The sequence below is a fragment of the Streptomyces sp. UH6 genome, from assembly GCF_013421635.1.
In the GTDB taxonomy this organism is placed as follows: Bacteria; Actinomycetota; Actinomycetes; order Streptomycetales; family Streptomycetaceae; genus Streptomyces; species Streptomyces abyssomicinicus.
In genome coordinates this window covers 1-12,041 of record NZ_JACADT010000074.1, presented here as the reverse complement: position 1 = coordinate 12,041, position 12,041 = coordinate 1, and the positions used below count along the sequence as shown (strand labels likewise).

Genomic DNA, 12,041 nt, shown 5'->3' with positions numbered 1-12,041 from the left:
CGGGGCCGGTCAGTCCGGCGAGGGCGAGCGGAACGAGGGTGGTCTTGCCGGTGCCGGGCGGCGCGCACAGGACGGCCGCGCCCCGGCCGTCCAGCGCCTCGTCCAGCCGGGGCAGGACGGAACGGACGGGCAGTTCCAGGGCGGCGGCTTCACGCATCACCCGGCCAGTGTCCCAGGGGCGCCGCGGGGGTCCGGGCTCAGTCCCGGTCGCAGACGAACACCGCGGGGGTCCGGGATCAGTCCCGGTCGCAGACGAACACCGCCGTGCCCGGGATCAGTCCGCCCCGCAGCGGCGACCAGCCGCCCCACTCGGCGTCGTTCCACACCGGCCACTCCGGTTCGACGAGGTCGGTCAGCCGGAACCCGGCGCCGACCACGTCGCGCACCCGGTCGCCGAGCGTCCGGTGGTGCTCGACGTAGACGGCGCGCCCCCGCTCGTCCTGCTCGACGTAGGGGGTGCGGTCGAAGTAGGAGGAGGCCACGCTCAGGCCCTCGGGTCCGGGCTCGTCGGGGAAGGCCCAGCGGACCGGATGGGTCACCGAGAAGACGAACCGGCCCCCGGGCCGCAGCACCCGGCGCACCTCGCGCAGCACCTGTCCGGGGTCGGCGACGAAGGGGATCGCCCCGTAGGCGGAGCAGGCCAGGTCGAAGGAGCCGTCGGCGAAGGGCAGGACCGAGGCGTCGGCCTCGACCAGCGGGAACGGGGAGCCGATCCGCAGCGCGTGCTGGAGCTGGCGGTGGGAGAGGTCCAGGGCGACCGGCCTGGCCCCCTGGGCCGCGAGCCAGCGGGAGCACTGCGCGGCGCCGGCGCCGATCTCCAGGACGTCCCGCCCTTCCAGGGCCCCGGCAGGCCCGAGCAGGCGGGCGTCCTCCTCGTCCAGCCCCTCGGGGCCCCAGACGAAGCGGTCGTCGCCGAGGAAGGCCCCGTGCTCGCTCTGGTACTCGTCGGCGTTGCGGTCCCACCATCCCCGGCTGGCCCGGGAGCTCTCCGCCGCCGAGGCCTCACGACGGGTGGCCTCGGCCTCGTCCGCCTCGTGGGCGCCGGCCGGCGCCGCCGCCGCGCGGGCGCCCGCGGGAGCCGACGTCACGGCTGGATCCGTGGCCGCCCGTACACCGCTGGACCCTCTGGACTCTTGGATGACCGGCTCCTCACCGCTAATCTTCGAACCGTTCGCGCGACCCCGCGCCGCGTGCGGAAGTCCGTCACGGACGCCCGCCCGCGGGTGCCGCGCGATACGCGGCGGCTACCTCGCACGACGAAATTTCTGCCGGGATTGTGGCATTTCGACCATGGTGCGCGCTTCGCGCATTGACCCTGCCCGGCTGCCCCCGTATGCTACAAGTTGCGCTGCGGGCCTGCGCACCTCAGACGTAGCAGGTCGCGCTCGCATCTGTTGTATGTCCCCTCGGTTGTCGAGGCGCTGCTTGAAAAAGTGGCGCTTCCTTGGCTGTCCGGCTTCTGCAGAGCGAAACAGGCTCCCGGCGTAAGCAGTACCTACGACTTCAATGTCCGTACCGGAGCCCTTTCCCACATGACGAGCAGCACCGAGACCACCGCCACCACGCCGCAGGTAGCGGTCAACGACATCGGTAACGAGGAAGCCTTCCTCGCCGCGATCGACGAGACGATCAAGTACTTCAACGACGGCGACATCGTCGACGGCGTCATCGTGAAGGTCGACCGGGACGAGGTCCTGCTCGACATCGGTTACAAGACCGAAGGTGTCATCCCGAGCCGCGAGCTCTCGATCAAGCACGACGTCGACCCGAACGAGGTCGTCAAGGTCGGCGACGAGATCGAGGCCCTGGTTCTCCAGAAGGAGGACAAGGAAGGCCGCCTGATCCTCTCGAAGAAGCGCGCCCAGTACGAGCGCGCCTGGGGCACCATCGAGAAGATCAAGGAAGAGGACGGGATCGTCACCGGTACCGTCATCGAGGTCGTCAAGGGTGGTCTCATCCTCGACATCGGTCTCCGTGGCTTCCTCCCGGCCTCCCTGGTCGAGATGCGCCGCGTCCGCGACCTCCAGCCCTACGTGGGCAAGGAGCTCGAGGCCAAGATCATCGAGCTGGACAAGAACCGCAACAACGTGGTCCTGTCCCGCCGTGCCTGGCTCGAGCAGACCCAGTCCGAGGTCCGTCAGACCTTCCTCACGACCCTGCAGAAGGGTCAGGTCCGCTCCGGCGTGGTCTCCTCGATCGTCAACTTCGGTGCCTTCGTGGACCTGGGTGGCGTCGACGGTCTGGTCCACGTCTCCGAGCTCTCCTGGAAGCACATCGACCACCCGTCCGAGGTTGTCGAGGTCGGCCAGGAAGTCACCGTCGAGGTCCTCGACGTCGACATGGACCGCGAGCGTGTCTCCCTGTCGCTGAAGGCGACGCAGGAGGACCCGTGGCAGCAGTTCGCCCGTACCCACCAGATCGGCCAGGTCGTCCCGGGTAAGGTCACCAAGCTGGTTCCGTTCGGTGCGTTCGTCCGCGTCGACGAGGGCATCGAGGGTCTGGTCCACATCTCCGAGCTGGCCGAGCGCCACGTGGAGATCCCGGAGCAGGTCGTCCAGGTCAACGACGAGATCTTCGTCAAGGTCATCGACATCGACCTCGAGCGTCGCCGCATCAGCCTCTCGCTGAAGCAGGCCAACGAGGCCTTCGGCGCCGACCCGTCGGCGGTCGAGTTCGACCCGACCCTGTACGGCATGGCCGCGTCCTACGACGACCAGGGCAACTACATCTACCCCGAGGGCTTCGACCCCGAGACCAACGACTGGCTCGAGGGTTACGAGAAGCAGCGCGAGGAGTGGGAGCGCCAGTACGCCGAGGCGCAGACCCGCTTCGAGCAGCACCAGGCCCAGGTCATCAAGTCCCGCGAGGCCGACGAGCAGGCCGCTGCCGAGGGTGGCGACGCCGCTCCGGCCGCGACCGGTGGCGGTTCGTACTCCTCCGAGGGCGGCGACACCTCCGGTGCGCTGGCTTCGGACGAGGCGCTGGCCGCGCTGCGCGAGAAGCTGGCCGGCGGCCAGAGCTGAACGCGTTCCGCGTGAGCGGTTCCGTCTGAGCGGTTCCGTGCGAGCGGTTCCGCGCGAACCGACGCGAGCCTGACGGAAAGGCCCCGTCCGCACCCGAGAGGGAGCGGGCGGGGCCTTTCCGTTCCCCGCGCTCCGTCCGTCCCCCTCGTTCCCCCTCGGGGCTCTTCCCGTTCCCCAGGTCGTTCCCGCACCCCCGGGTTGCTCCCGCTCAGTGGTTCCCCGGCGGTCGGTGATTGGCATGTACTTGTAACGCGGAGAAACGTGCACGCTACAACTGAAACCCTCGGCGCGTAACACGCCGCTGTGAGGATCGCTTTCGGTCATTCAAGATCACTACCGAAAGGGGCTCCGCCATGGCACACGTTCAGCCGGCCTCCGGTACCAGCCGCCGCAGCTTTCTGAGGGCCGTGGGCGTCACCGGCGGCGCGGGCGCGATGTTCGCCACCATGGGCGCGCTCGGCCTCGCCCCCACCGCCGCCTACGCGGCGGAGAAGGAGGCGCCCTTCCGTGCCCCCCGCAGAGGTGACTTCACCCTCCAGGGCCGCACCGGACGGCCCGCCAGGGTCGTGGTCATCGGCGGCGGCATCGCGGGCCTCACCTCGGCCTACGAACTCGGCAAGGCCGGATACGACTGCGTCGTCCTGGAGGCCCGTGACCGGGTCGGCGGACGCAACCTCACCATCCGCGGCGGCGACAGCGTCACCGACGTCCACGGCGTCACCCAGACCGCGCGCTTCAGCAAGGGGCAGTACATGAACGCCGGCCCCGGCCGACTGGCCCAGTGGATGAACACCCTCGACTACTGCCGCGAACTCGGCGTCGAGGTCGAGGTCTTCACCAACAGCAACGCCAGCGCCCTGATCTACAACGAGCGCAACGGCATGACGTCCCCGGTCCGCTACCGCACCGCCAAGGCCGACGTCTACGGCTACGTGTCCGAACTGCTCGCCAAGGCGACCGGCGCGGGAGCGCTGGACGCGGACCTGACCGCCGACGACAAGGAGCGCCTGCTGAGCTTCCTGCGCGGTCACGGCGCCCTCGGCGGCGACTACAAGTACACCGGCACCGAACACCGCGGCATGAGCGTCGATCCCGGCGCCGCCGGGCAGCCCGGCGAGGTCCTCGGCGACGTGCCCGCCCTCACCGACGTGCTCGCCTCCAACGTGGGCCGCTACTTCTCGTTCGAGTTCGCCTACGACCAGGCGATGCTGATGTTCCAGCCGGTCGGCGGCATGGACGCGATACCCAGGGCCTTCGCCCGCGCCGTCGGCCACGAGCGGATCCGCACCGGCGCCGCCGTGACCGGCGTCCACAACACCCCGTCCGGGGTGGAGGTCACCTACACCCGCGGCGGCCGCACCGAGGTGGTCAAGGCGGACTACTGCATCGCGACCCTCGCCCCGTGGATCCTCGCGAGGACCCCGCACAACCTGGGCTCCACCGTCCAGACCGCGCTCCAGGCCGTGCGGGCCTCCTCGGCGGGCAAGATCGGTCTCGAGTACCGCAGCCGGTGGTGGGAGAAGGACTTCAAGATCTTCGGTGGCATCACCGAGACCGACCTCGACCTCAGCCACATCTGGTACCCCTCCTACGGACACCTGGGGGAGCGCGGCCTGGTCATCGGCTACTACAACACGGGGTCCAACGCCGACGCCTACTCGGCGCTCACCCCCGCCCAGCGCCTGGAGCGGGCCGTCGCCCAGGGCGTGAAGATCCACGGCGAGAAGTACCGCACCGAGCTGGCCACCTCCTTCTCCCACCAGTGGAAGCTGATCCCGCACATCGAGGGCGCGTGGCACTCGATGTCCGGCGGCCCCGACGCCCCGGCCTTCGCCCCGCTCAACCAGGTGCAGGGCAACGTCTACTTCGCCGGCGACCACCTGAGCCACCTCGACGCCTGGCAGCACGGCGCCATCTCCTCGGCGCGCAAGGTCGTCACCGAGCTCCACCAGCGAGTCCTGGCCTCCTGACCGGGGCGGCGGCCGCGGCCGCCCGCCTCCTGCCGGCCCTCCACTCCGGGGGCGCGGGAATGTCCGCGCCTCCGGACACGTTCTGTGATCGAGGAAAGACAGGAGGACCCCCACAGTGCCTGATCCGCAGGGTTTGTACGCATGGGAGCCGAAGGGCCTGGCCGTCGCCGAGATGGCGCTCGCCCAGGAGTCGGCCGGTCTGGTCATGCTCTACCACTTCGACGGATACATCGACGCGGGCGACACCGGCGACCTGATCGTCGACCGCCTGCTCGACACACTGCCCCACCAGGTCGTCGCCCGGTTCGACCACGACCGGCTCGTGGACTACCGGGCGCGCCGGCCCCTGCTGACCTTCGACCGGGACCACTGGTCCGGCTACGAGGAGCCCACCCTGGAGCTCCGCATCCTCCAGGACGCCACCGGCGCGCCCTTCCTGCTGCTGTCCGGTCCCGAGCCGGACGTCGAGTGGGAGCGGTTCGCCGCCGCCGTCCGGGAGATCGCGGAGCGCCTGCGGGTCCGCCTCAGCGTCAACTTCCACGGCATCCCGATGGGGGTCCCGCACACCCGCCCGGTGGGCGTCACCCCGCACGGCAACCGCGCCGACCTGGTACCCGCACCGCGCAGCCCGATCCAGGAGGCCCAGGTCCCGGGCAGCGCGGAGGCCCTCGTCGAGTACCGGCTGACCCAGGCCGGGCACGACACCCTCGGCGTCGCCGCGCACGTCCCGCACTACGTCGCCCGTTCCCGCTACCCGGACGCGGCGCTCACCGTCCTGGATGCGGTCACCTCCGCCACCGGCCTGGTGCTGCCCGCCGTCGCGCACGCGCTGCGCACCGAGGCCCAGCGCACCCAGACCGAGATCGAACGCCAGGTCCGCGAGGGCGACGAGGAGCTGGTCGCCCTGGTCCAGGGGCTGGAGCACCAGTACGACGCGGCGGCCGGGGCGGAGACCCGTGGCAACCTGCTCGCCGACCCGGCGGAGCTGCCGTCCGCGGAGGAGCTCGGGCGCGAGTTCGAGCGCTTCCTGGCCGAACGGGAGGGCGGCGAGGGCTGAAGGCCCGGGGCCGCCGCTCTGCCCCGGTGGGCTCCCCGGGGCGCCGGGGTCACGGTCCGGGGGCGGGTCTGCGACGTGCGGGGCGAGCCGGAGGGCCACCGGGTCCGGCTCCTCCGCTGTCGCCGGACTTCCGGCGCGTCAGCCGACGGTCCAGCGGATCATCCAGGCCTCGTTCTGGATGGAGATGACGTGTTCGCACTGTGACACGAAGACGCCGGTGCTCTCGCCGGTGGGCGCGGGACCCGTCCTGCGGCGGTCGAGGAGGCGCTGCAGTTCCTCGGTCGTGCGCAGGAACTCCAGATGCTGGTACGCGTAGCGCTGGGCGGTCGCGTGGGCGGTGACCGTGATGGAGACGGAGGCGATCACGGCGGCCCAGGCGGCGAGCCCCCCGACGGAGAAGGCGCCGGCGGCGGCGGCGAGCAGGGCGCCCACGGCTCCGAAGGCGAGTTCGACCTTGCCGAGAAGATCCACCCTGCTCTGCATCCAGGCTGCCTTGGGGCGGTAGTACGTCTCGATCTGTTGCCGCAGCCGGTGCTCGATGTAGGTGTCCACGTCGCTCACCGGCGGAAGCGCACGGGACCGCGGGGCGACCCCCGCCGTATGGCGCACCAGGTCGGCGGCGTTCGCCCGGAAGCCATCTGCCCGCTCCATGAGGACCGCGGCGGCGTTCGCGCGGTCCGCGTAGGGTCCGGCGCCCGAGAGGCACGTGTAGACCTCCCCCTTGAGCGCCTCGGACACGGCTCGGGTCCGGATCCAGTCGCTCATCTGGGTGGGGCCGCCGCGACGGGCGAGCAGAGGGGACATGCCGGCGGCGAGTGCGGCGACGAAGGCCAGGCCCGTCCCCAGCCAGGTGTTCCGGCTCATCACCTGCGAAGCGGCCGTTCCGAGGACGGCCGCCGCGACAGCGAGCGCGAGCGCCCTCGACCGTGACGTCTCCACCAGTCTCTTGAGCCGGTCCGCGCTCTGTGACCAGACGCTCTGCTGGTCCCACACCTGCTGCATCGTCTCTTGCCCCTGCACCGTCACGAGAACGATTCTGCTGTCTGTCGAGACCCGGCGAAACCTCTTACGCAGCACGGGAGTTGACCGGACGACGGCGACCTTCGCCGAGAGCTTCACCGCTGTGCGCGGACTGTCTACGGTGGGGACGAGGACGCATGGGGGGACGGAGTCGGAGATGCTCGTACGTCGACGCTTGTGGTGGCTGTGTTCCTGCCTTCTCGCCTGGGCCCTGTCCTCCTTGTTCGTGGGGCCGCTGCCCGCCCTTGCCGGACTGATCCTTCCGGCCCTCGTCTTCGTCCGCTTCGAGCCCCTGCGGGAGCGTCGACTGCTGCGCGCGTACCGGAGAGAGCACGGTGGCGCGGGACTCGCCCGCCCGACGGTCGTGTGGAGGAACCTGGCGGACCCCGAGCGACTCCTGTTCCTCGTCGTCGCGGCAGGCCTGTTCGGCGGAGGGCTCTGGCTGCGGTACCCGCCGGCGGCGCACGCCCTGTACTGGCTCCTGCCGGTCGTCGTCCTCTTCGTCCTGCTGCGCTGGACGGGTGTGCTGGCGGCGCGTCCCCCCGGTACCGGGCCGGACACGGCCGGAGTGCCCGGCCCCGCCTCCCGCCCCGAGTTCGCCGTCGCTCTGTGGGGTGCGGTCGGCGCGGTCCTCTACGGCGGCGCCGCCTGGTACGTGCAGTACTACACGCTGCCCCTCGGCCGGCGTACCAAGTCGTTCGTCGACGAACTGCACCTGCTGGAGGACTGCTACCGGTTCCTGGGTGACCGGATCGCGGACAGCCCGTTCGGGGTGGCGGCGGCCGCGCCGTACTGGCCGTTCCTCGCCGCGGGCACCGGACTCGTCGTCGGAGCGGCGGCTGCCGCCGCCCGCGAGGCGGTGACGCGTTCCGCCGCTGCCGGCCAGGTCTTCGAGGACCTGACCGAGGCCCAGCAGCAAGGCCCTCCCCGGGAGACGAGCGGCAAGGTGTTCGTCAGCTACTCCCGGCGGGACGCGGAGTTCGCCCAGAGACTCCGGACGGGGCTGTCCGCCTTCCTGCGCGAGGTGTGGGTCGACTGGCTGCACATCGATCCTTCGACACGGTGGCGCGAGAGCATCGACGAGGCGATCCGCAGCTCCGACGCGCTGATCGTCCTGGTCAGCCGGGATTCGCTGAACTCGAAGTACTGCTGGCTGGAATGCGAGCGCGCGCTGGCGCTGGGCAAGCGGGTCCTTCCCGTCGTCATCGACCCCTCGCTCGAACAGGGAGTCAGCGGAGCGCTGCGCGACAACGGCTGGGGACAGCTGGTCGAGTACCAGTTCTTACGGATGACCCGCCCGGAGCAGTTCGCGGACGGCGTCGAGGGCATCCGCGCGTTCGTGCGCAGCAGGCACCGCTGGAACGCCTTCCACACGCGGATCGGACTGCGCGCGCACGAATGGCACAGCAGCGGCCGGAACGGAGCGCTGCTGCTCCGCGGCCACGAACTGGTCGTGTCCGAGGCCTGGCGGCAACAGCCCTCCGACGAGGACGACGACCGGGCGGCGTTCACCGGCGAACAGATGGAGTTCCTCGGAGCGAGCCGGGCGGCGGCCCGCCGCCGCGGAGTCCGGTTCCGTGTCGCGGCGGTGTCCATGAGCGTGGCCCTGGCGGCGCTCGCCGCGCTCGTCGTCTCCAGTGAGGCGGCGACCCTGGCCCAGCGCAGGGAGGCCGATTCACGCCGGCTCGCCGCCGCGGCCTCCGAACGAACGGGGGGAGATGTCCGACAGGCCGCCTTGCTGAGCGCCGCGGCGTACTCCCAGGCCGACACGGCGGAGGCCCGCGAGTCGTTGATGCGGCAACTCGGCCGCTTCGACAAGGTACGAAGAGTGATCCCGGCGGGACGCGCCCCCGTGTCGGAGGTGACGTTCAGCCTGGACGAGTCGCTGCTCGTCATCTGGCGGGAGGACGCCACCGCCGAGGTCTGGGACACCACCACGCTGCGTTCGCGCGGCATCGTGCCGGGCAGCCCGATGGCGAGGGCGGAGAGCGGCGGCATGAGCGCCGACGGCAGAACCCTCGGAGTGCTGCGCGACGGCATCGCCGTTCTCGTCGACACCCGGACGATGAGGGAGGTCGGGCGCGCGGACCTGCGGCCCTTCGGCGTGAACGGCATCCTCAGCTGGGCGGACCTGAGCAGGGACGGAAAGACCCTGTTCGTCAAGCCCGTGCAACAGTTCGGAGTGCGGGCGCGGATCTTGTTGTGGGACGTGGCCTCGGGCTCGGTCACCGCCGAGGTACCGGGCATGTTCATGGCCGCCGGCGCCTACGGCAGGGCGACGGACATTCCGGTGGAGGCGAAGGGCGACGGGCCGCCCGGCATGGGCGATCTGACCGACCCGGAGAAGGCGCCGCTGGAACTGCCGGCCGGTCAGCTGCTCGGTGTGTCGGAGTCCGGGGCGCCCGTCATGATCCACGACGGGACCATCCGGGTGCTCACCGCCTCGGGACGTGCCGGGTGGACCGTGGGTGACGGGCTGGGCTTCGAGGCGCTGACCCCCGACGGCCGATACCTCGCGGCCAGGGACACGTCCGAACCCGGCCGGTTCGAGGTGTGGGACCTGCGGTCCCGCAAGCGGCTCGGCGGCGTCGAGGCACCGCCCACCGGAGGGTACGGCCCGCAGGTGTTCCTGAGCGGCGACGGGAGGTGGCTCGCCGTCGCCGACACCTCCTTCTCGATCTACCAGGAGACGGCGCAGTTCACGCTGTACGACACACGGTCCGGCCTCAGGAAGGCAGACCTGCCCGGCCACGAGATCGCCCTCGGACCACGCGGACGGCTGGCAGCCGCCGCAGGGTCCAACGGAACGGTGACCCTGTGGGACCACGGCCCGGTGGGGCGGCTGCTCACGCACTACGAGTCCGTGGGCACGGAGGTCGACGAAGCGGCGGTCGCCATGGACGGGGACATCCTGGCCGTCATGGAGGCCGGAGGCCCGGTCCGCCTCGTCCGCCGGTCCGACGGCCGTCCTCTGCGGACCGTTCGCCCCGAGGCGGAGGCGCACCGCGTCGCCCTCTCACCGGACGGGACCCGCTTGGCCGTCGCCGAGGCACGCGGCGTGGGATGGGAGCGACGCGCCCAGGTGGAGGTCTTCGACACCAGGACCGGGCGTCGCCTGGCCGAGCTGGAGACCCAGGGCATCGCTTCGCCCCAGATCCAGCCGACCGTCCTCAAGTTCGCCCCGGACGGACGGACCCTCTATCTCGCCGAATACCACGGCAGGTCCGTGTACAGCTGGCACACGGACTCCTGGAAGTCCGGCCACCGGTTCGGCCCGGACTACGAAGTCGGCATCGTCGAGGCCGTCGCCGTGAGCCCGGACGGTTCGCTGATCGCGGTGGGCGGCGGACTGCGGACGGTGCAGGTCTGGGACACCAGGACGGGCAAGCGCGTCGGGAAACCCGTCGCGCGTTCGGTCACCTCGGCGTTCACACCCGACGGCCTCCTGGTCCTCGGGGGCGTGGGCGAGGGGAACCCGGCCCTCGTCCTGTGGGACCCGCTCACCCGTCGTGTCGTACGGGCGGCTCCGGACGCCGGCGAGCGCACCGTCGGAGTCGCCGTCAGCGCCGACGGGCTCAGTGTCGCCTCCGTCACGGGCGATCTCCGTCTGCTGCTCTGGGACCTGACTCTGGAACGGAGCATCGCGGTTCCGGAAGTGTCGGTGGTCGCCGGCGCCGTCGCGTTCAGCGGGGCGGGGGACCGCCTTTTCGCCGTCGGGGAGGATGGTCTCCACTCGGTGCTCACCGGCCCACGCCGCTGGGCCACGGAACTCTGCTCGATCACGGGCAGCCCCATGACCCCCAAGGAATGGCAGGCCGCGGCGCCCGGAGAACGCTACCGGCGGATCTGCTGAGGCCCGGCCGTCCCGGGCGTCGAATCCGCACGAGCCCGCCGGCCGCGGACCCGAATCGGTGACCCAGCGGGCGCGGCACTAGGCTGCGCCCATGCTGACTGTGGGGCTGACCGGCGGAATCGGCGCCGGCAAGAGCGAGGTGTCCCGGCTGCTCGTGGGGCACGGGGCGGTGCTGATCGACGCGGACCGGATCGCCCGGGAGGTCGTCGAGCCGGGCACGCCGGGACTCGCCGCCGTGGTGGAGGCCTTCGGGGCCGGGGTGCTGGCCGCCGACGGCAGCCTGGACCGGCCGAAGCTCGGCGCGATCGTCTTCGCCGACCCCGGGAAGCGGGACGTCCTCAACGCGATCGTGCACCCGCTGGTGGGAGAGCGGTCCCGTGCCCTGGAGGCCGCCGCCCCCGCCGACGCCGTCGTCGTCCACGACGTGCCGCTGCTGGCCGAGAACGGCCTGGCGCCGCTGTACGACCTGGTCGTGGTGGTCGACGTGGACCCCGCCACCCAGCTCGACCGGCTGACCCGGCTGCGCGGGATGAGCGAGGAGGACGCCCGGGCCCGGATGTCCGCCCAGGCCACCCGGGAGCAGCGGCTGAAGATCGCGGACATCGTCATCGACAACGACGTGCCGCTGCCCGAGCTGGAGCGGAGGGTCGCCGAGGTCTGGCAGGAGCTGGCGCGGCGGGCCCGGCCGGCCCGATAGCGGCCCGGGCGGCGCGTCGGAGCCGTCCGTACCGGGAAGGAACCAGACGTGCCGGACACAGGTGGTGCGTCCGGGAGGACTCCCGAGACGCACGTCATAGATTTCCGCGCCGCCGAGCAGCTGCTCGCCGCGCGCGACCCCAGGGGTGCCGTGAAGCTGCTCGACGCGGTGATCGACGCCCATCCCGAGAACACCGCGGCCCGCCTGCTGCGGGCCCGGGCGTTCTTCGCCGCGGCGCAGCTCAGGCCCGCGGAGCTGGAGTTCGCCGTCGTGCTGGAGCGCGAGCCGGACAACGCCTACGCGCACTTCGCCCTCGGCCGCACCTACGAGCGGCAGGGCAAGCACGACCAGGCCCGGCGGCACTTCCGGCTGGCCGCCGCGCTGGACCCCCGGCCCGACTTCCTGCGGGCCGCCCGGTTCG

8 protein-coding genes are annotated in these 12,041 nt (G+C 71.6%); 6 read left to right on the top strand and 2 right to left on the bottom strand.

Annotated elements, in window-relative coordinates; all coding sequences use genetic code 11:
• Positions 1-236: 236 nt before the first annotated feature.
• Positions 237-1,088, bottom strand: a complete 852-nt coding sequence (locus HW445_RS07330; protein WP_308798568.1) for a class I SAM-dependent methyltransferase — start codon at positions 1,086-1,088, stop codon at positions 237-239.
• 444 nt (positions 1,089-1,532) lie between these two features.
• Here HW445_RS07330 and rpsA point away from each other — a divergent pair, with 444 nt between their 5' ends.
• The 3 genes from rpsA (at position 1,533) to HW445_RS07315 (ending at position 6,050) form a co-directional block, all read left to right on the top strand.
• Complete coding sequence (gene rpsA, locus HW445_RS07325; RefSeq protein ID WP_151772746.1) at positions 1,533-3,023, top strand: 30S ribosomal protein S1; 1,491 nt, start codon at positions 1,533-1,535, stop codon at positions 3,021-3,023.
• Between the two features lie 353 nt (positions 3,024-3,376).
• The gene (locus HW445_RS07320; RefSeq protein ID WP_180220210.1) at positions 3,377-4,993 is read left to right on the top strand and encodes a flavin monoamine oxidase family protein; all 1,617 of its coding nucleotides are present in this window, start codon (positions 3,377-3,379) and stop codon (positions 4,991-4,993) included.
• A gap of 115 nt (positions 4,994-5,108) precedes the next feature.
• Entirely contained in the window at positions 5,109-6,050 is a 942-nt protein-coding gene (locus tag HW445_RS07315) for a PAC2 family protein (protein WP_180220209.1), read from the top strand.
• A gap of 138 nt (positions 6,051-6,188) precedes the next feature.
• Here the strand turns inward: HW445_RS07315 and HW445_RS07310 are convergent, their stop codons facing one another.
• Positions 6,189-7,076, bottom strand: a complete 888-nt coding sequence (locus HW445_RS07310) for a DUF4231 domain-containing protein (RefSeq protein ID WP_308798565.1) — start codon at positions 7,074-7,076, stop codon at positions 6,189-6,191.
• 151 nt (positions 7,077-7,227) lie between these two features.
• Between HW445_RS07310 and HW445_RS07305 the strand changes: the two genes are divergently transcribed.
• From HW445_RS07305 to HW445_RS07295, 3 genes are all read left to right on the top strand, one after another.
• Positions 7,228-10,923: a toll/interleukin-1 receptor domain-containing protein gene (locus HW445_RS07305; RefSeq protein WP_180220208.1), complete on the top strand. Its 3,696-nt coding sequence runs from the start codon at positions 7,228-7,230 to the stop codon at positions 10,921-10,923.
• Between the two features lie 91 nt (positions 10,924-11,014).
• Positions 11,015-11,620, top strand: coding sequence for a dephospho-CoA kinase (gene coaE, locus HW445_RS07300; RefSeq protein WP_180220207.1), 606 nt, complete (start codon positions 11,015-11,017; stop codon positions 11,618-11,620).
• 48 nt (positions 11,621-11,668) lie between these two features.
• Positions 11,669-12,041: tetratricopeptide repeat protein (locus HW445_RS07295; RefSeq protein WP_180220206.1), on the top strand; the 373-nt coding region annotated here is incomplete at its 3' end.